Consider the following 19,450-nt stretch of genomic DNA (forward strand, 5'->3'; position numbering starts at 1 on the left):
ATTGTTGACAGAAGGTCAATTGCGCGGTGACCGCTACCGATATGGTCTACGCGCGCAACCGTACGGAGCTGCGCCGCGTCGCTCTCTTTGCCCGGGTCCGCCCGGGTTTCCGGCACGGCACGACTCTTACGGGGGCCGCGAGCGGGCACGGGACCGGTGAACAGTGCGATACTCGGACAGTTCCGTCGAGTGGATGACGTGTCAAGAAGGACACTCACCCCCGGGGGACCAGACGGGACGAGGCAGGGAGGCGCGGCATGGGAGCACTTCGCGACGAGCACCACAACGGGTGGCTGATGCCCTCCGGGAACTACCCGGCCGCGGTGTACGACGACGAGTGGGTGGATCAGGAGACGGTGCCGGCCGTCCCCGCGCCCGCGAAGATCGTCTCCCTGCGGCCGACGGGCTTCGAGGCGGCCCGCACGGTCGGTGAGCACATCCGGGCGTCCATCCCGGTGGTGATGGACCTCACCGAGATGAACGAGGCCGAGGCCAAGCGCATGGTCGACTTCGCCTCCGGACTGATCTTCGGCACCCAGGGCGGCATCGAGCGGATCGCCCGCCGGGTCTTCCTGCTCACCCCGGCGGACGTCGAGGTGATGGTGATCGACCGGCCGATCGACGACACCGGGTTCTACAACCAGAGCTGAGCGCAGCGGCGCGGGCCCTGCGGCCCGCTCCACCCCGACCGGGGACGGCACCCGCCGTCCCCGGTTTTTTTGCTGCCCGCCGGCCGGCCGCCGGCCTCGCAGATGAGATCCGCACAGTAAAAGTGAGACATCGGTGTCTCACTTGGCCTACACTCGTTGCATGGCCACCGACCGCGACACCGTTCTGGAAGCCGCCGTCGGCGTGCTGTCCCGCCGCCCCACCGCCCACCTGGACGAGATCGCCCGCAGCGCGGGCATCAGCCGGGCCACCCTGCACCGGCTGTTCCCCGGCCGCGACGCGCTGATCCGCGAGGTCGGCCTGCTGGGCCTGCAGCGCTTCGCCGCCGCCCTGGACACCGCCGCCACCGAGGAGGGCGACGCCCAGGCCGCACTGCGCCGCCTGGTGGACGCCGCCGTCCCGGACGCCATGCTCTGCGCCTTCCTGGCCGGCGAGAACCAGCTCTACGACCACGCGGACATCAACGACCTCTGGGAGGTCCAGATCGACCGGCTGCACGCGCTCTTCCTGCGCGGGCAGCGCGAGGGCGTCTTCCGGATCGAGCTGAGCGCCGCCTGGCTGAGCGAGGCCTTCTTCGACCTGGTGGCCGGGATCGGCTGGGCCATCCAGGACGGCCGGCTCGCCCCGCGCGACGCCGCCTTCTCGCTCGCCGAGCTGTTCCTCGGCGGCGCGCTGCGCCGGCCGGAGGCCGCTGCACCCGCCCCCTCCCCCGCACCTGTCACCATCCCTGTCGCCACCCCTGACGCCGGCCCCGCCGCCGCCACGACCCACAGCACCTCGGACCGGAAACCGGAAACCGATACACCATGAGCAGTACCCCTGCCCTGACCGTCCGCCAGCGCTGGACCGGCCTCGCCGTCCTGGTGCTGGCCGTCACCGTGGTCGCCCTCGACGCGACCGTGCTCTCCCTCGCCATTCCGTCCATCAGCGAGACGCTGCGCCCCAGCGGCACCCAGCTCCTGTGGATCGGCGACTCCTACTCCTTCGTGCTGGCCGGGCTGCTGGTCAGCATGGGCGCCCTGAGCGACCGGATCGGCCGCAAGAAGCTGCTGCTGACCGGTGCCGCCGCCTTCGGTGCGGCCTCCCTGCTGGCCGCGTACGCGCCGGGCCCGGGCTGGCTGATCCTGGCCCGCGCGCTGCTCGGCGTCGCCGGGGCGACGATCATGCCCTCCACCCTGTCGCTGATCCGCAGCCTCTTCCCGGACGACCGGGAGCGGGCCACCGCGATCGGCATCTGGGGCGCGGCCGCCACGGCCGGTGCCGCGCTCGGGCCGGTGGTCGGCGGGCTGCTGCTGGAGCACTTCTGGTGGGGCTCGGTGTTCCTGCTGAACATCCCGGTGCTGCTCCTGCTGCTGGTCTTCGGCGCCTGGCTGCTGCCGGAGTCCAAGGACCCGAAGCCCGGCCGCTGGGACGTGCTGAGCGTCGGGCTGTCGATGGCCGGGGTGATCGGCGTGGTCTACGCGATCAAGGAGGCCGCCGCGCACGGCGTGGCCCGCTGGGACGTCCCGGTCACCTTCCTGCTCGGCGCCGCCGCGCTCACCCTGTTCGTCCGCCGCCAGCTGCGGCTGGAGACCCCGTTGCTGGACGTCCGGCTGTTCCGCGACCGGCGGTTCACCGCCGCCGTCACGGCCTCGCTGATCTCCCTGGTCGGCCTGTCCGGCGTGATCTTCGTGGTCTCGCAGTACCTCCAGCTGGTGCGCGGCTACGAGCCGCTCCAGGCGGGCCTGGCGGAGCTGCCGGCCTTCGCGGGCTCGGTTGCGGGCGGTCTGCTGACCGCCCGGATCGCCCGGCGCTTCGGCGCGCGCAAGGCGCTGACCGTCAGCCTGCTGGCGATGGGCCTGGCGGCGGGCGCGCTGGGCTGGCTCCAGCAGGACACCACCTACCTGCTGCTGGCGGTCTCCTTCCTGATCACCGGCACCGCGGAGGGCGTGGTCTACACCCTCGGCGCCGACCTGGTGCTGAGCGCCGCGCCCGCCGACAAGGCCGGGGCCGCCTCGGCGGTCTCCGAGACCGCGTACGAGCTGGGCACCGCGCTCGGCATCGCGCTGGTCGGCTCGGTGGTCGGCTCGATCTACGCGAACGGGCTGTCCGTACCGGCCGGGGCCTCCCCGGAGGTCGCCGCCCGGGCCGGGGAGTCGCTGGGCGCGGCCGTGGAGACGGCTGAGGGGCTGTCGCCGGACCTCGCCCAGCCGCTGCTGGCGAGCGCCCGGGACGCCTTCGTGCACGGCATGAACAGCGCCGGGCTGCTGGCCGGGGTGCTGCTGCTCGGCGCTGGCGTGCTGGCCTGGCTGCTGCTGCGCGGGCTGTCCGCGCCGACGGCGGCCGAGCCGGTCACCTCCGGGCCGGGCCAGCCGGAGCAGGCGGAGCAGCCGCAGGTACGCGCGTAAGGAGACGCGAGAACGGTCGTTCCCAATGACGGGAACGACCGTTCTCGCATGTCGGGCGGCGGCTAGGAGACCCCGAAGGGCAGTTCCAGCTCGGCCCAGACCACCTTGCCGTCCCGGGTCAGCCGGCTGCCCCAGCGCTGGGCGAGTTCACTGACCAGGAACATCCCGCGCCCGCCCTCGTCCTGCTCCGCGAAGGGGCGCAGCTGCGGGGCCGCGCCGCCGGCGTCGGAGACCTCGACGGTGAGCACCCGGTCGCGGAACAGCCGCAGCCGGCGCGGCGCCTCGGCGTGCAGCAGGGCGTTCGTGACCAGTTCGCTGACCAGCAGTTCGGCGTAGTCGGAGAGCGCGTTCAGGCCCCAGGCGTCCAGGGCGGCCCGGGTGAAGCGGCGGGCCTTGCCGGGGAGCTTGCCGCCGCCGGTGAGCGGGAGGGTGGCGACCCGGTCGGCCGGCACCGGCAGCGCCCGGGCCATGATCATCGCGATGTCGTCCTCGGTGCCGTCGGTGACCAGGGCGCCGATCACCGCGTCGCAGCTCTCCTCCAGCGTCCGGCCGGGCCCGGCCAGGGTGCGGGCCAGCAGGTCGATGCCGTGGTCCAGGTCCTGGCCGCGCCGCTCCACCAGTCCGTCGGTGTAGAGGGCGAGCAGGGCGCCCTCGGGGAGGGTGAAGCCGATGGACTCGAAGGCGACCCCGCCGACGCCGAGCGGGACGCCGGGCGGCACCTCGATCCTGCGGGCGGTGCCGTCGGTGCCGACCCAGACCGGCGGCAGGTGCCCGGCCGAGGCGACCTGGATGGTCCGCTCCAGCGGGTCGTAGACCGCGCAGATGCAGGTGGCGAACTGGCCCTCGCCGATCCCGGAGGCGGTCTCGTCCAGTCGGGTGAGCACCTGCTCGGGCGGCATGTCCAGGGTGGCCAGGGTGCGGGCGACGGTGCGCAGTTGTCCCATGGTGGCGGCGGCCCGGATGCCGTGGCCCATCACGTCGCCGACCACCAGGGCGACCCGCCCGCAGGACAGCGGCACCACGTCGAACCAGTCGCCGCCGACCTCGCTGACCACGCTGCTGGGCAGGTAGCGGTAGGCGATCTCCAGCCCGAGAGTGCGGTGGATCTCCTGGGGCAGCAGGCTGCGCTGGAGGGTGAGGGCGGTCTCCCGCTCCCGGCGGTAGAGCCGGGCGTTGTCCAGGGCCAGGGCGGTGCGGGCGACGAGTTCCTCGGCGAGCGCGACGTCGGCGTCGTTGAACGGCTCGGGGTTGCGCATCCGGATGAACTCGGAGCCGCCGAGGACCATGCCCCGGGCGGTGATCGGCACCATCAGGTACGAGTGGATGCCGGCGGCCATCCCGGGGGCGACCCGGTCCTCGCTGGAGACCAGGCCGCGCAGCACCTCCTCGTCCACGTGGGCGCGCAGCAGCGGCCGCCCGCTGCGCAGGCACTGGGTGTAGCTGCGGTCGGGGGCGTACTCGGAGGTCTCGCCGACGACGTCCACGGCGTGCGCCAGGCCGGTGTCGTAGTTCTCGCCGACCGCGACGGCGCGCAGGGTGACGGAGCGGTCGGAGGGGATCGGGGTGGGCTCGGACCCGCGCAGCACCGGTTCCAGCAGGTCGACGGTGGCGAAGTCGGCGAACCGGGGGACGACGGCCTCGATGAGTTCCTCGGCGGTGCGCTGGAGGTCGAGGGTGGTGCCGATCCGGGCGGTGGCCTCGGCGATGGTGGCCAGCCGTTCCTGGGCCCGGGCGGCCCGGGCCTCGGCCTGGAAGCGTTCGGTGACGTCGATGATCGAGGAGCAGACGCCGAAGACCCGGCCGGTGGAGTCCTCCAGCCGGAAGTAGGAGGCGGACCACGCGCGGTCCCGCTTGGGGTCGCCCGGGACGCGGCCGTGCGAGCGGGCGTCCACCACGGGCTTGCCGGTCTTCAGGACCTGTCGCATGGTCTGTTCGATCTCGCCGCTGTTGATGCCGGGCAGGACGGCGGATATCCGGCGGCCGAGGTGGGCGGAGACCGGCACGCCGTTCATCCGGGCCAGCGCCTCGTTGATCCGGACGTAGCGCAGGTCGCTGTCGTAGACGGCCATGCCGATCGGGGAGCGGCCGAAGACGCCGTCCAGCACCGCGAGGTCGGCCTCGACGGCGTGCAGGGCCCGGGTGTCGGAGGCGGTGGCGAGCAGCAGCAGGGTGCCGGCCGGTCCGGCGATCGGGTAGGTGCGGAACTCCAGCTCGACCCGGTGGCCGTCGCGGTGACGGACCGGGAAGACGAAGGAGGCGCCGCTGCCGGACATGATCCGCTGGAACAGGCCGAGCACCGCGGGCCGGTCGGTCTCGTCGGTGAGCAGCCGGGCGGCGTAGCTGCCGACGGCCTCCTCGGCGGAGTAGCCGAGCAGCGCCTCGGCGTCCTCGCTCCAGTGCAGGATCAGACCGTCGCTCTGCAGCAGGGCCGTGGCGAGCGGGACGAGGCGGTGGCCGTCCGGACGTACGGGATCGCCGCTCGGCGCGGGGCCGGCGGCGGCGGTCGCGTCCCACTCGTGTCCGTGCATTCAGGCAGCACCCCGGTTCGGCTCGTGCCCGGCCGGGTGGGCCTCGCGGTCGGTGCCGGCCGGGGTTCTTCTCCAGACTGCACGGACATCGGCCGCCCGGCGACCCCTTGGTCAGGGGCCGTCCGGTCGCTCGGTTGTACGGGCGTCATGGGCGTACCGGCCGCAGCGTACTCTCCAGAACGCCCGCCCACTGCCGGATCACTCCGGAACGTCGAAGGCTGTCGTCGGTGAGCAGGTTGGCCAGGCCGAGTCCGCGGGCGAGGTCCAGGGTGGCCTGCACCGATTCGCGCACGCCCGGGCGGGTCTCGTCGGCGTCCAGGAACTCCACGGCGGCCCGGTGGGCCTCCCGGCCGACGTGGCCCTCCAGGGCGACGATCCGCTCGCGCAGGCCGTCCTCGGTGGCGGCGGCGGTCCACAGGTGCAGGGCGGCCCGGAACAGCGGGCCGGTGTAGAGGCGGACGATCATGTCGACCACGGCCCGGGTCCGGTCGGGGCCGGCGGCCGGCAGCTCGTCCGCGTGGGCGCGGACGGCTGCCAGCCGCTCGGCGGTGACGTGCTCGACGGCCGCGGTGAAGAGGTCCTCGCGGGTCGGGAAGTGGTGCTGGGCGGCGCCCCGGGAGACGCCGGCCCGTTCCGCGACCACGGTGACGGTGGAACCCTGCCAGCCGAGCTCGGCCAGGCAGTCCACGGCGGCCGCGAGCAACCGGGCCCGGGTCGCTCGGCTGCGGTCCTGCTGGGGGGTGCGGACGGCGGGTTGGCTGGTCATGGCGGGTGGCGGTTCCTGTGTCGATGGGGTCTGCTCCGGTCGGGGCGCGGCGGGTCGGGGCGCCACGGGTCGATCCTCACAGACGGGCCGCACCCTCCGGCCGCCCGGGTCCTGGGCTGCGGGGTCCTGAGCGCCCTGGACCTGGCCGCCCCGGTGCCGGCCGACGGGGTCCTGGTCGGCGGGTCTCAGCGGGCGGCCTCGCGGGCGCGCAGTTCGCGGCGGAGGATCTTGCCGGCCGCCGACTTGGGGACGGCGTCCACGAACTCCACCGCGCGCACCTTCTTGTAGGGGGCGACCTGCCCGGCGACGTACCCGGTGACCTCCTCCGCGGTGAGCCCGCTGCCGGGCGCGCGGACCACGAAGGCCTTGGGGCACTCCGTCCCGTCGGCGTCCCGGACGCCGATCACGGCGGCGTCGGCGATCTGCGGGTGGCCGAGCAGGACGGCCTCCAGTTCGGCGGGGGCGACCTGGTACCCCTTGTACTTGATCAGCTCCTTGACCCGGTCGACGACGAACAGGTAGCCGCGCCCGTCCACGTGGCCGATGTCGCCGGTGTGCAGCCAGCCCTCGGCGTCGACCATGGCGGCGGTGTCGGACGGGCGGCCGAAGTAGCCCTTCATCACCTGGGGGCCGCGGATCAGCAGCTCGCCCGGCTCCCCCGGCCCGAGGTCCCGGCCGGAGCCGTCCAGGGCGATGACCCGCAGCTCGGTGGAGGGGACCATCCGGCCGACCGAGCCGGGCACCGGGTCGCTCTCCGTCGGGGAGACGACATGGGTGACCGGGGACAGCTCGGTCATCCCGTAGCCCTGGAGCAGGTGCGGCAGGCCCAGCCGGCGGGCGCAGGCCTCGGCGAGCTCCTGGTCCAGCGGGGCGGCCGCGCACAGCAGGTACTCGACCGAGGAGAGGTCGAAGTCGGCCACGACCGGGTGCTTGGCCAGCGCGAGCACGATCGGCGGGGCGACCACCAGGCCCTGCACCCGGTGCCGCTCGACCGCACCGCAGAACTGCTCCAGGTCGAAGCGGGGCAGCACCACCACGGTGGCGCCGCACCGCAGCGGCTGGTTGAGCAGCGCCGTCAGGCCGTAGATGTGGAAGAAGGGGAGCACCGCGAGCACCCGTTCGCCGACGGAGGGGCGGTAGAGGGCGTCGGTCTGGGCCAGGTTGGTGGCGATCGAGCGGTGGGTGAGCATCACCCCCTTGGGCAGTCCGGTGGTGCCGCTGGAGTACGGCAGCACGGCGACGTCCTCGCCCGGGTCGATCGCGGGCTCCGGGGCGGGGCCGGTGGCGGCCAGCAGGTCGGCGAGCGAGCGGTGGCCCTCGGCACCGTCCAGCACGATCACCTCGACCGGCGGGCGGCCGTCGGCGGCCAGCAGCTCGGCGGCGGCGCGGGCGGTCGCCAGGAACGGGGAGACGGTGATCAGGCAGCGGGCGGCGCTGTCCGCGAGCTGGCCGGCCAGCTCGCGGGCGGTGCTGAGGGAGGACACCGTGGTCACGGTGGCACCGGCCCGGCTGGCACCGTAGTAGGCCATCGGATAGGTGACCGAGTTGGGGCTGAACAGGGCCACCACGTCGCCCTTGCCCACCCCGGTCTCCGCCAGTCCGGCGGCGACCCGCTCGACGGAGGCGGCCAGCCGCGCGTAGCTGACCTCCTCCCCGGTGAGGCCGTCGATCAGCGCCGGCCGCTCGCCGTACCCGGCGGCGGCGGCGAGCACCGCGTCATGGATCGGCAGGTCGATGACGGGGACGTCCGGGAACTCGCTACGGAACACCAAGGCATGCCTCCAGTAAGGAAGTTGACGCAGCAACCAAATTGGGCGAGCGGATGGCACGGGGCGTGTTCAGGAGCATACGGACAGTCCGGGCGGGGCTGGGCCATTGTGGGAAACCGGGGGCGGGGCAGGCGTGGCGCAGCTGCTCCGAAGGGCGCTCGGACGACCCGACCGGCGCGCGGTGACGACTTGCGCGCTGCGGTGGCGGCCGCGCGCCCCTCGGTGCCGGGGGCTCAGTAGGACTTGGGCAGGCCCAGGGTGTGCTGGGCGACGAAGTTGAGGATCATCTCCCGGCTGACCGGGGCGACCCGGCCGACCCGGGTGGCGGCGAGCAGGGCGCCCAGGCCGTACTCCTGGGTGAGGCCGTTGCCGCCCAGGGTCTGCACCGCCTGGTCGACCGTCCGGGCGGCGGCCTCCCCGGCGGCGTACTTGGCCATGTTGGCGGCCTCCCCGGCCGCCATGTCCTCGCCCGCGTCGTAGAGCAGCCCGGCCTTCTGGGTCATCAGCCGGGCCAGCTCGATCTCCACCGCGCACTGGGCCAGCGGGTGCGCCAGGCCCTGGTGGGCGCCGATCGGGGTGGACCAGACCGTGCGGGTCTTCGCGTACTCCACCGCCTTGCCGAGCGCCTGCCGGGCCAGCCCGAGGGAGAAGGCGGCGGTCAGGATGCGCTCCGGGTTGAGGCCCGCGAACAGTTGGAGCAGACCGGCGTTCTCGTCGCCCACCAGGGCGTCGGCGGGCAGCCGGACGTCGTCCAGGAAGACCTGGAACTGCTTCTCGGGGGCGACCAGCTCCATCGGGATCGCCCGGTACTCGAAGCCGGGGGTGTCCCGGGGGACGACGAACAGGCAGGGCTTGAGCTTGCCGGTGCGGGCGTCCTCGGTGCGGGCCACGAACAGCACCGCGTCGGAGTGGTCGATGCCGGAGACGAAGACCTTGCGGCCGGTCAGCAGCCAGTCCTCGCCGTCCCGGCGGGCGACCGTGGAGATCCGGTGCGAGTTGCTGCCCGCGTCCGGCTCGGTGATGCCGAAGGCCATCCTGCGGCTGCCGTCGGCCAGTCCGGGCAGCCAGCGCCGCTTCTGCTCCTCGGTCCCGTACCGGGCTATCACCGTGCCGCAGATCGCCGGGGAGACGATCAGCAGCAGCAACGGGCAGCCCGCGGTGCCGAGTTCCTCCAGGACGATGGCGAGGTCGCTGATGCCGCCGCCCCCGCCGCCGTACTCGGCGGGCAGGTTGACGCCCAGGTAGCCGGCCTTGCCCGCGTCCGCCCACAGCTCCTCGGCGGGCTCACCGGCCCGGGCCTTGGCCAGGTAGTAGGCGGAGCCGTAGCGGCGGCCGAGGTCGCCGACGGCCTGGCGCAGGGCGGTGCGTTCGGGGGTTTCGAGGAGCTGACTGCCGATGGACGACATGCGTGGTCCTTCCGCTGTGCGGGTGGTCGGGCGGTGCTCAGGACTCTTCGGGGGATCAGGACTCTTCGGGCGACTTGACGACGGCGAGCAGGGCGCCGAGCCGGACCTGCTGCCCCGGGGTGACGCGCAGGTCCACCAGGGTGCCGTCGGCCGGGGCGGTGACGCGGTGCTCCATCTTCATCGCCTCCAGCACCAGCAGCGCCTGGCCGGCGGTCACGGTGTCGCCGACGGCGGCGGTGGTGCGCAGGACGGTGCCGGGCATCGGGGCGAGCAGGGCGCCCGGGTCGCGCTGGGCGGTCGGGTCGGGGAAGCGCGGCAGCGCGGTGAGCGCGGTGCTGCCGGTCGGGGAGTCCACGTACACCCGGTCGCCGTAGCGGGCCACGTCGTAGCGCCGTTGCACCTCGCCCTCGCGCAGCAGGACGAACCCGGCCTCGGCCTCGACGAGTTCGACGTCCGGGTGGTCGACGGCCTCCAGGCCGCCCCTGGTCCGGCGGTAGCGGACCTCCCACTCGACGCCGTCGGGGGCCCGGTAGCGCTTGGACTGGGGCTGGGAGGGCAGGTTGCGCCAGCCGGACGGCAGCGCGGTGCCGCGCGCGGCCGCGTCGGCGAGGGCGGCGGCCAGGGCGGCCCGCCCGGCGCTCGTGGCGTCGGGGGCGAGCAGCTCGGCCGCGTGCTCGGCCAGGAAGCCGGTGTGCAGCCGCCCGACCAGGAAGGCCGGGTGCCGCAGCGCGCGGACCAGCAACTCCCGGTTGGTGGAGGGCCCGTGGATCCGGGCGCGGGCCAGCGCGTCGGCCAGCTTCCGGGCGGCGGCGGCGCGGGTCGGCGCCCGGACGATCACCTTGGCGAGCATCGCGTCGTAGTGCGGGCTGATCTCGCTGCCGGCCGCCACGCCGGAGTCCAGCCGCAACCACGAGTCCGACCGCAGACCCGGGTCCGAGCGCACTCCCGGGTCCGACCGCAGTCCGGAAGCCGTCCTCGCTCCGGGCCCGCCGAACTCCTGGTGCTCCGAGGTCAGTTCGAGGCGGTGCAGGGTGCCGGTCGCGGGCTGCCAGTCCTTCGCCGGGTCCTCGGCGTACAGCCGGGCCTCGATCGCGTGGCCGGTGCTCGACGGCGGCCCGCCCGCGGGCAGCTGCTCGCCCTCCGCGACGGCGAGTTGGAGCGCGACCAGGTCCAGGCCGGTGACCGCCTCGGTGACCGGGTGCTCGACCTGGAGCCGGGTGTTCATCTCCAGGAAGTAGAACCGGCCGTCCCCGGTGAGCAGGAACTCGGCGGTCCCGGCGCCGACGTAGCCGATCGCCCGGGCGGCGTCCGCGGCCGCGGCGTGCAACGCGGCCCGCACCTGCGGCGCCAGGCCGGGGGCCGGGGCCTCCTCGATCACCTTCTGGTGCCGCCGCTGCAAGGAGCAGTCGCGGTCGCCCACCGCCCACACCGTGCCGTGGGCGTCGGCGAGCAGCTGCACCTCCACGTGCCGGCCGCTGGGCAGGTAGCGCTCGCAGAACACCTCGTCGGAGCCGAAGGCCTTGGCCGCCTCGGCCCGGGCCGCCGCCAGTGCGCCGGGCAGGTCCGCCAGCCGTTCGACCACCCGCATGCCGCGGCCGCCGCCGCCCGCCGCGGCCTTCACCAGCACCGGCAGGTCGGCCTCGGTCGGCTCGGCGAGCGCGCCCAGCACCGGCACCCCGGCCTCGGCCATCAGCCGCTTGGCGGCCGTCTTGGAGCCCATCGCGGCGATCGCGGCCGGCGGCGGACCGACCCAGAGCAGCCCGGCGTCCAGCACGGCCCGGGCGAACTCCGCGTTCTCGGAGAGGAATCCGTACCCCGGGTGGACGGCGTCCGCCCCCGCCCGCAGAGCGGCCCGGACGATCAGCTCTCCGCGCAGGTAGGTGTCGGCGGGCGCGGCGCCGGGCAGCCGTACGGCCGCGTCGGCCTCCCGCACGTGCGGGGCGCCGGTGTCCGGGTCCGAGTGGACGGCGGTGGTCGCGATGCCGAGCTCCCGGCAGGTGCGGAACACCCGGCGGGCGATCTCGCCGCGGTTGGCGACCAGCAGGTTGGTGATCATCTGACCTCTCACATCCGGAAGACGCCGTAGCCACGCGCGCCCTCGACCGGCGCGTTGTGGATCGCGGACAGACACAGGCCCAGCACCGTACGGGTGTCACGCGGGTCGATCACGCCGTCGTCGTACAGCCGGCCGGACAGGAAGACCGGCAGCGACTCCGCCTCGATCTGCTGCTCGACCATCGCCCGGATCGCCGCGTCCGCGTCCTCGTCGTACGGCTGCCCCTTCGCCGCCGCCGACTGGCGGGCCACGATCGAGAGCACCCCGGCGAGCTGCTGCGGGCCCATCACCGCGGACTTGGCGCTCGGCCAGGAGAACAGGAAGCGCGGCTCGTACGCCCGGCCGCACATGCCGTAGTGGCCCGCCCCGTAGGAGGCGCCGAGCAGCACCGACAGGTGCGGGACCTTGGAGTTCGAGACGGCGTTGATCATCATCGCGCCGTGCTTGATGATGCCGCCCTGCTCGTAGTCCCGGCCGACCATGTAGCCGGTGGTGTTGTGCAGGAACAGCAGCGGGGTGTTCCGCTGGTTCGCCAACTGGATGAACTGGGCGGCCTTCTGGGACTCCGCGCTGAACAGCACGCCCTGGGCGTTGGCCAGGATGCCGACCGGGTAGCCGTGCAGCCGGGCCCAGCCGGTGGCCAGACTGGTGCCGTACAGCGGCTTGAACTCGTCGAAGTCGGAGCCGTCGACGATCCGGGCGATCACCTCGCGCGGGTCGAAGGGCACCTTGAGGTCCCCCGGGACGATGCCCAGCAGCTCCTCCTCGTCGTACGCCGGCGGCGCGGCCGAGCGGTCCGGGCCGGGGCCCGGCTTGCGGTGCTCCAGCCGGGCGACGATCCGGCGGGCGATCCGCAGCGCGTCCGCCTCGTCCACCGCGAAGTGGTCGGCCAGGCCGGAGCTGCGGGCGTGCATCTCGGCGCCGCCCAGCGACTCGTCGTCGGCCTCCTCGCCGGTCGCCATCTTCACCAGCGGCGGGCCGCCGAGGAACACCTTGGCGCGCTCCTTGACCAGCACGGTGTGGTCCGACATCCCCGGCACGTAGGCGCCGCCGGCCGTCGAATTGCCGAACACCACGGCCACGGTGGGGATCCCGGCCGCCGAGAGCCGGGTCAGGTCGCGGAACAGGGCGCCGCCCGGGATGAAGATCTCCTTCTGGCTGGGCAGGTCCGCCCCGCCCGACTCCACCAGGTTGACCACCGGGAGCCGGTTCTGCAGCGCGATCTCGTTGGCCCGCAGGGCCTTGCGCAGCGTCCACGGGTTGCTGGCGCCGCCGCGCACCGTCGGGTCGTTGGCGGTGATCACGCACTCCACGCCCTCGACCACCCCGATGCCGGTGACCAGCGCGGCGCCCACCGGGTGGTCGCTGCCCCAGGCCGCCAGCGGGGACAGCTCCAGGAACGGCGAGTCCTGGTCCACCAGTAGCTCGATCCGCTCCCGGGCCAGCAGCTTGCCCCGCTTGCGGTGGCGCTCCACGTACTTGGGGCCGCCGCCGGCCAGCGCCTTGGCGTGCTCGGCGTCCAGCTCCGCCAACTTGGCGACCATCGCGGCACGGTGCTCCGCGTACTCGGGCCCGGCCGGGTCGACGCGGGTGGGCAGGGCGGTCACAGGAGAACCTCCGGGATGTCGAGGTGGCGCGAGCGCAGCCACTCGCCCAGGGCCTTCGCCTGCGGGTCGAAGCGGTGCTGGGCGGCGACGCCCTCGCCGAGCAGGCCGGTGAGGGTGAAGTTGACGGCCCTGAGGTTCGGCAGCAGGTGCCGGGTGACGGGCAGGTCGGCGGTCTCGGGGAGAAGTTCGCGCAGCCGGTCGACGGTGAGGGTGTGCGCCAGCCAGCGCCAGGCGTCCTCGCTGCGGGCCCAGACGCCCAGGTTGGCGTCGCCGCCCTTGTCGCCGCTGCGGGCGCCGAGCACCAGGCCGAGCGAAGCGCGGCGGGTCGGGCCCGGAGGCAGGGGCAGGGGCAGGGGCAACTCGGCCTCGACGGAGGGGACTTGGCCGGTGACGGGGGCGGGCGGGACGGTGATCCGGCGGCCGTCCGGCAGCACCGCGGTGTGCTCGACCAGCTTCGCGTCCAGGTACGCGGCGGTGAACACCCCGTACGGGGCGCCCGGGCCGGGTGGGGCGGTGAGGTGGAAGCCCGGGTAGCCGGCGAGGCCCAATTCCACGGCGGCCTTGCCGAGTTCGCGACCGACCTTGGCCGGATCCCGGTCCCGGGCGGTCAGCCGGAGCAGGGCGGACGCGGCCTCCTCGGTGTCGGCGTCCGGGTGGTCGGTGCGGGCCAGGGTCCAGCGCAGCTCGGCCGGGCGGACCTCGGGCGGCAGGGCGGCGGCGAACTGGCGCTGCACCAGGGCGGCCTTGGCCTCGATGTCCAGGCCGGTCAGGACGAAGACCACTTCGTTGCGGTGGCCGCCGAGCCGGTTCAGGCCGACCTTGAGGGTCGGCGGCGGGGCCTCGCCGCGCACGCCGTCGATCCGCACCCGGTCCGGGCCCTCCTCGCTGAGCCGCACGGAGTCCAGCCGGGCGGTCACGTCGGGGCCGAGGTAGTGCGCTCCGCCGGTCTCGTACAGGAGTTGGGCGGTGACCGTGCCGATCGTGACGGCCCCGCCCGTCCCGGGGTGTTTGGTGATCACGCTGGAGCCGTCGGCGTGCAGCTCGGCCAGCGGGAAGCCCGGGTGGTCCACGTCGTGCTCGCCGAAGAAGGCGTAGTTGCCACCGGTCGCCTGCGCCCCGCACTCCAGCACGTGCCCGGCCAGCACCGCCCCGGCGAGGGCGTCCAGCTCGTCCGGGCCCCAGCCGAAGTGGGCGATCGCCGGCCCGGCCACCAGTGCGGCGTCCGTCACCCGCCCGGTCACCACGACGTCCGCCCCCTCCGTCAGGCAGGCGGCGACGCCGAACCCGCCCAGGTAGGCGTTGGCGGCCAACAGGTGCTCGGGCAGGCCGAGTTCCTCCCGGCGCAACAGTAGGTCGTCCCCCTCGACGTGGGCGACGGCGGTCGGCACTCCCAGGCGCTGGGCCAGCTCCCGCAACCGCTCGGCGAGCCGGGCCGGGTTGAGGCCGCCCGCGTTCACCACGACCCGCACACCGCGGTCCCGGGCCAGGCCGAGGCACTCCTCCATCTGCCGCAGGAAGGTCCGGGCGTACCCGAGCGACGGGTCCCGCAGCCGGTCCCGCGCCAGGATCAGCATGGTCAACTCGGCGAGGTAGTCCCCGGTGAGCACGTCCAACGGCCCACCCGTGAGCATCTCCCGCACCGCCGCGAACCGGTCCCCGTAGAACCCCGAGGCATTGCCGACCCGCAGTACCGATCCTCCGCGCACCAAAGCGCCTCCCCTACCGGCCTGTTGGCGCCGCCCCGCACGAGCGGCGCCGCGCAGCAGCGTGGCACCGGCCGCAGAAAAAAGCAATCATGCCTGCTTGTTTTCCCGCCATCGGCATCGCTCCGACCGGCCGGCGGGGCCAGGGGGGTCAGTCCGCGGTGCCGAGGAGGTCCCGGGCCGCGTGGTGGAAGGCCTCCGTGGCCTGGGTGGCGCGGTCGCGGTGGTGGAGCAGGCCCCACCGGACCGGGGGTGCGCCGGTCAGCGGGCGGTAGGTGACGTCGGGGCGGGGGTGGTAGCGGCGGGCCTGGGCGCCGAGCGGGAAGGCGGCCCGGCCCGCGCCGACGAGGCTGAGGATCTCGTTCAGGGTGCCGCCCTCCGGGCCGGACGGGATCGGCCGCCCGGCCGGTGTCCGGGCCGGGGTGCGGTCGGCCCGGAAGGACTCCGGTACGGCGGCGGGCAGTCGGACGAGCGGGATCCCGGCCAGCTCCTCCGGTGTGACGGCGTCCTGCTGCGCGAGCGGGTGGCCGGCGGGCAGGGCGATCATCCGGGGCTCGCTCACCAGGACCGGGCCCGGCACCAGGTCGGGCTCGCGCAGCGGGTACTCCGCGAACACCAGGTCCACCTCGCCCGCCCGCAACAGGCGGATCCGGTCGACGAGTTCGGCCTCCCGGAGGGTTGCGTCCCAGCCCGGCAGCCGTTCCCGGAAGCGCTCCGCGACGCCGATGAGCAGCTGCCCCGCCGCCGGACCCGCGAACGCCACCCGCAGCGTTCCGGTGCGGCCGTGCCCGGCGTCGGCGACCCGCCGGACGGCGGCGCCGACCGCCTCCCACGCGGGCCGCAGCTCCTGCGCCAGCTGGGCGCCGAGCGCGGTCGGCTCCACCCGGCGGCTCGTCCGGGCGAACAGCGGTGCGCCGACGCGGCGTTCCAGCTTCCGCACGGTCTGGCTGATCCGTGCGGTGGAGACGTGCAGCCGTTCGGCCGTCCGCCCGAAGTGGAGTTCCTCGGAGAGCGCCAGGAACGCCTCGATCTCGTGCCGCTCCAGCACCCTTGCCGCCTCTCCCCCACCACTTCGTTAAGCCTCGGTTCACGATCGTTGCACAGTCACCCGTTGATCGTCCGGCCGTTCCGGCGGGAGGGTGGACCCGTCACCGAACAACAGCCACCCGACCGGGAGTTCCGCCGTGTACATCACCACCGACCGCGCCCTCACCGCACCCGCCGACGACCCGGCCGCCGTCGCCGCCGAGCTGCGCGACCGGACCGAGATCCTGGACGCCCTGCTCCGCTTCGGCCTCGGCCAGGACCTCCAGGACCGCGAGCTCTTCGCCTCCTCCTTCACCCCGGACGCTGAACTGGACTTCCGCCCCGCGGCCGCCGCGTGGGGCGCCGAGCCTCCCCTGATGACCGGCCGGGACCACATCGTCACGACCATCCTCGGCATGTTCGCCGGGCGGGTGACCACCACCCACCAGATCACCAACCCCCGGATCACCGTGGACGGCGACCGCGCCCGGCTCACCGCCCTCGTCGAGGCCCAGCACCTGCTGACGGCCGCCCCGGCGACGCACGCGCTGTTGAAGAACCGCTACGACGTCGAGCTGCACCGGGACGGCGGGCGCTGGCTGATGCACCGGGTGCGGATCGACAACGTGTGGCTCACCGGTGAGCCCAAGGCGATCTTCGGCTGAGCCGAGCGGCACCGGAGCACTCGCAGGCACCGGGCGCCCGGGCGGGCCACTCCCCGGTGGCGCGGGATATTCGGTGCGGTCGCGGGGTGACGGTGGATAGCCTCGGGGGTATGACCTGGCTTCCCGCTGATTTCGTCCATCCCCTCCACGTGCCGCTGCTCGACGGCGCGTACCACCTGCGGCCGATCCGGGAGGCGGACGCGCCGATGGACTATCCGGCGGTGATGGGGTCCCGGGAGCGGCTGTTCGGGATCTTCGGGCCGGCCTGGGGGTGGCCGGCGGCGACGATCACGGCCGAGGCGAACCGGATCGACCTCGCCCGGCACGAGCGGGAGATCGCCGCCCACCAGTCGTTCAACTACGTGCTGCTGGACGCCGCCGAGACGGCCGTGCACGGGTGCGTGTACATCGATCCGCCGGAGCGGGCCGGGGCGGACGGCGAGGTCTCCTGGTGGGTGGTGGACGGCCTGGTCGGCAGCGAGGTGGAGCGGGCCTTCGACGCACTGGTGCCGCGGTGGATCGCCGCCGAATGGCCGTTCCGGCAGCCGCGGTTCCTGGGGCGCGACCTCAGCTGGGAGGAGTGGCTGGCCCTGCCGGAGGCTCCGGGTGCCTGAGCGCGCGCTGAGCTTCGGGACGGTCGCGGAGGCCTACGAGCGGTACCGGCCCGGGTATCCGGCGGAGCTCTTCGACCTGGTCGCGCGGTACGCCGCGGAGCACGCGGGCGGGCCGGTGCGGACAGCGCTGGAGATCGGGGCCGGGACGGGCAAGGCCACCCGGCTGTTCGCTGGCCACGGCGTCGCCGTGACCGCGACCGAGCCGGACGCCGCCATGCTCGCCGAGCTGCGCCGGCACACCCCGGGCAGCGTCCGGACGGTGCGCGCCGCGTTCGAGGAGCTGCCGCCGGACGGGCCGTACGACCTGGTGTACGCGGCGGCGGCACTGCACTGGACCAGCCCGGCGGGCCGCTGGCAGCGGGTGGCCGAACTGCTTTGCCCGGGCGGCGTGTTCGCCTGTTTCGGCGGGCCCGTCCAGCTGGCCGACCCCGAACTGGCCGAAGCCGTACGGGTGGTGCGGGCGCCGTTCCTGGCGAGCGATGACGTGCCGTCCCCGGACGGCACGCCGCCGGAGCAGGAGCTGCAGTGGCCGGGCACCGAGCTGCAGCGCTCCGAGCGGTTCGACCGGGTGCAACAGCTTTTGCTGCCAAGGCGGTTGACGATCGGTCCGGAGGAGTACCTCGGCCACCTGTCGACGGTCTCGGCCTATCTGCTGCTGCCGGAGGACGCCCGGGCGGAGGTGTTCCGCCGGATCCTGGCGGTGCTGCCGGAGCGCCTCGGACTGGACGCGGACATCACCGTCCACCTCGCTCGGCGCCGCTGATTCGTGGCTTCTGCCAGTACGACGGCGCGTCGGGCTGCGCCAGACTTCCCAGCACAGCACTGGGCTGCGCACACGGGAGGACGACACGATGAGCGTGCAGCAGTACGACGGGATCGGCGAGGCGTTCGAGGGCTTCAAGGCCCTGCCGCTGACGCGGTTCGGCGAGGTGCCGAGCTTCCTCGCGATGGTCGGGGACGTCCGCGGCAAGGCCGTCCTCGACCTGGCGTGCGGGACGGGCTTCTACAGTCGCGAGGTCCGTCGGCGCGGCGCCGCGGAGGTGCTCGGGGTCGACATCTCCACCGAGATGATCGCCGCCGCCGAGTCGTTCGAGCAGCGCGACCCGCTGGGGGTGCGCTACGAGGTCGGCGATGTGGCCGAACTGCGCGAACTGGAGCGGCAGTTCGACGTGGTGCTGGCGGTGCAGTGCCTCAACTACGCGGAGGACCGCGCGTCGCTGGACCGGATGTGTCGCGCCGTCCACCGCAGCCTGGTGCCGGGCGGGGAGCTCTTCGTCTTCGCCCAGAAGCCGGACTACGCCTTCGACTGTCTCACCCTGGAGCAGTACGGGTTCCGCTGCGAGCCGACCGGGGAGCACGTCGAGACCGGACCGCGGGTGCGGGTGACCGCGCTGCTCGACCCCCGGCCGATCAGCATCCTCGGGACCGTCCCGCGCCGTGAGGTCTACGAGGAGGCGCTGCGCGAGGCCGGGTTCTCCGATCTCGAGTGGGTGCCGCTGGGGATCTCCGAGGAGGGCCTGCGCGAGTACGGCGAGGAGTTCTGGGCGGACGTGCTCGCCCACCCGCCGCTGGAGATGCTGCGCTGCCGCGCCTGAGCGGCAGCGCTGAGCACCGCACGCTGCGCGTGACCATCGACCCCGGGGGACGGCGACCACACCCGCCGCTCCCCGGGGTCGATCGGTTTCCCGGGGAGGCGATCAGTTTTCGAGAAGCGCCCGCCCGGGGGCCGCGCCTAGCGTTGCACTCATGAACGACATCAGCATTCACTGGACCTTCCTCCCCCACACCGACCCCGAGGCCTCGCTCGCCTTCTACCGCGACCTGCTCGGCTTCGAGGTCCGCCAGGACGTCGGCGGCGGCCCGATGCGGTGGATCACCGTCGGGCCCGCCGGGCAGCCCGGCGTGTCGCTGGTGCTGGAGCCGCCGTTCGCGGACCCGGGCATCACCGAGGACGAGCGGCGTACCATCACCGAGATGATGGCCAAGGGGACGTACGCCCGGGTGGTGCTCGCCACCGCCGACCTGGACGGCGTGTTCGACCGGTTGAAGTCCGGCGGCGCGGAGCTCGTCCAGGAGCCGACCCTGCAGCCGTACGGCGTCCGCGACTGCGCCTTCCGCGACCCGGCGGGCAACATGGTCCGCTTCAACGAAGTGCGCTGACCCCTCCCGGGCCCGCCCCCGCCCCCACCCGCCCGGGCGGGGCGGGGGGCCCGCCGCATTTGGACCCCACAACCCCCCCGACCGCACCGCCGCC

16 protein-coding genes are annotated in these 19,450 nt (G+C 74.0%); 8 read left to right on the top strand and 8 right to left on the bottom strand.

Annotated features, from left to right (window positions below; genetic code table 11):
• The first annotated feature begins 257 nt into the window (after positions 1 to 257).
• The 3 genes from ACFV8H_RS23160 to ACFV8H_RS23170 all read left to right on the top strand — a co-directional run bounded on the left by ACFV8H_RS23160 (position 258) and on the right by ACFV8H_RS23170 (position 3,056).
• The gene (locus ACFV8H_RS23160) at positions 258 to 650 is read left to right on the top strand and encodes a cell division protein SepF (RefSeq protein ID WP_375886552.1); all 393 of its coding nucleotides are present in this window, start codon (positions 258 to 260) and stop codon (positions 648 to 650) included.
• 160 nt (positions 651 to 810) lie between these two features.
• Positions 811 to 1,479 (top strand): TetR/AcrR family transcriptional regulator, encoded by a 669-nt coding sequence (locus ACFV8H_RS23165; protein WP_380402999.1) that lies wholly within the window; start codon positions 811 to 813, stop codon positions 1,477 to 1,479.
• The gene (locus ACFV8H_RS23170) at positions 1,476 to 3,056 is read left to right on the top strand and encodes an MFS transporter (protein ID WP_380403002.1); all 1,581 of its coding nucleotides are present in this window, start codon (positions 1,476 to 1,478) and stop codon (positions 3,054 to 3,056) included. Before ACFV8H_RS23165 ends, ACFV8H_RS23170 begins: the two co-directional genes overlap by 4 nt.
• A gap of 62 nt (positions 3,057 to 3,118) precedes the next feature.
• Here the strand turns inward: ACFV8H_RS23170 and ACFV8H_RS23175 are convergent, their stop codons facing one another.
• The 8 genes from ACFV8H_RS23175 to ACFV8H_RS23210 all read right to left on the bottom strand — a co-directional run bounded on the left by ACFV8H_RS23175 (position 3,119) and on the right by ACFV8H_RS23210 (position 15,939).
• Complete coding sequence (locus tag ACFV8H_RS23175) at positions 3,119 to 5,584, bottom strand: SpoIIE family protein phosphatase (RefSeq protein WP_380403005.1); 2,466 nt, start codon at positions 5,582 to 5,584, stop codon at positions 3,119 to 3,121.
• A gap of 145 nt (positions 5,585 to 5,729) precedes the next feature.
• Positions 5,730 to 6,350 carry a TetR/AcrR family transcriptional regulator gene (locus ACFV8H_RS23180; RefSeq protein WP_375886544.1) on the bottom strand — a complete coding sequence of 207 codons (621 nt, stop codon included), beginning with the start codon at positions 6,348 to 6,350 and terminating at the stop codon, positions 5,730 to 5,732.
• Positions 6,351 to 6,535: 185 nt separating this feature from the next.
• A complete protein-coding gene (locus ACFV8H_RS23185; protein WP_380403008.1) occupies positions 6,536 to 8,122 on the bottom strand; it encodes a 4-coumarate--CoA ligase family protein in 1,587 nt (528 codons plus the stop codon).
• 230 nt (positions 8,123 to 8,352) lie between these two features.
• The gene (locus ACFV8H_RS23190; protein WP_380403011.1) at positions 8,353 to 9,525 is read right to left on the bottom strand and encodes an acyl-CoA dehydrogenase family protein; all 1,173 of its coding nucleotides are present in this window, start codon (positions 9,523 to 9,525) and stop codon (positions 8,353 to 8,355) included.
• Positions 9,526 to 9,580: 55 nt separating this feature from the next.
• Entirely contained in the window at positions 9,581 to 11,581 is a 2,001-nt protein-coding gene (locus tag ACFV8H_RS23195; RefSeq protein WP_380403014.1) for a biotin carboxylase N-terminal domain-containing protein, read from the bottom strand.
• A gap of 8 nt (positions 11,582 to 11,589) precedes the next feature.
• Positions 11,590 to 13,188 (bottom strand): acyl-CoA carboxylase subunit beta, encoded by a 1,599-nt coding sequence (locus ACFV8H_RS23200; RefSeq protein ID WP_380403017.1) that lies wholly within the window; start codon positions 13,186 to 13,188, stop codon positions 11,590 to 11,592.
• Positions 13,185 to 14,894, bottom strand: coding sequence for an acyclic terpene utilization AtuA family protein (locus tag ACFV8H_RS23205; RefSeq protein WP_380403020.1), 1,710 nt, complete (start codon positions 14,892 to 14,894; stop codon positions 13,185 to 13,187). Before ACFV8H_RS23205 ends, ACFV8H_RS23200 begins: the two co-directional genes overlap by 4 nt.
• A gap of 148 nt (positions 14,895 to 15,042) precedes the next feature.
• Positions 15,043 to 15,939 (bottom strand): LysR family transcriptional regulator, encoded by an 897-nt coding sequence (locus ACFV8H_RS23210; RefSeq protein WP_380403023.1) that lies wholly within the window; start codon positions 15,937 to 15,939, stop codon positions 15,043 to 15,045.
• Positions 15,940 to 16,075: 136 nt separating this feature from the next.
• On the opposite strand from ACFV8H_RS23210, the gene ACFV8H_RS23215 reads away from it, so the two are divergent.
• The 5 genes from ACFV8H_RS23215 to ACFV8H_RS23235 all read left to right on the top strand — a co-directional run bounded on the left by ACFV8H_RS23215 (position 16,076) and on the right by ACFV8H_RS23235 (position 19,356).
• Positions 16,076 to 16,582: a nuclear transport factor 2 family protein gene (locus ACFV8H_RS23215; RefSeq protein WP_380403026.1), complete on the top strand. Its 507-nt coding sequence runs from the start codon at positions 16,076 to 16,078 to the stop codon at positions 16,580 to 16,582.
• 110 nt (positions 16,583 to 16,692) lie between these two features.
• Entirely contained in the window at positions 16,693 to 17,196 is a 504-nt protein-coding gene (locus ACFV8H_RS23220; protein WP_380403029.1) for an N-acetyltransferase, read from the top strand.
• Complete coding sequence (locus ACFV8H_RS23225; protein ID WP_380403032.1) at positions 17,189 to 17,959, top strand: class I SAM-dependent methyltransferase; 771 nt, start codon at positions 17,189 to 17,191, stop codon at positions 17,957 to 17,959. Before ACFV8H_RS23220 ends, ACFV8H_RS23225 begins: the two co-directional genes overlap by 8 nt.
• A gap of 88 nt (positions 17,960 to 18,047) precedes the next feature.
• On the top strand, positions 18,048 to 18,791 hold the full coding sequence (locus tag ACFV8H_RS23230) for a class I SAM-dependent methyltransferase (RefSeq protein ID WP_380403035.1): 744 nt from the start codon (positions 18,048 to 18,050) through the stop codon (positions 18,789 to 18,791).
• Positions 18,792 to 18,942: 151 nt separating this feature from the next.
• A complete protein-coding gene (locus ACFV8H_RS23235) occupies positions 18,943 to 19,356 on the top strand; it encodes a VOC family protein (RefSeq protein WP_350503315.1) in 414 nt (137 codons plus the stop codon).
• The last annotated feature ends 94 nt before the right edge of the window (positions 19,357 to 19,450 follow it).

This window comes from Kitasatospora sp. NPDC059827 (assembly GCF_042731675.1).
Lineage (GTDB): Bacteria > Actinomycetota > Actinomycetes > Streptomycetales > Streptomycetaceae > Kitasatospora.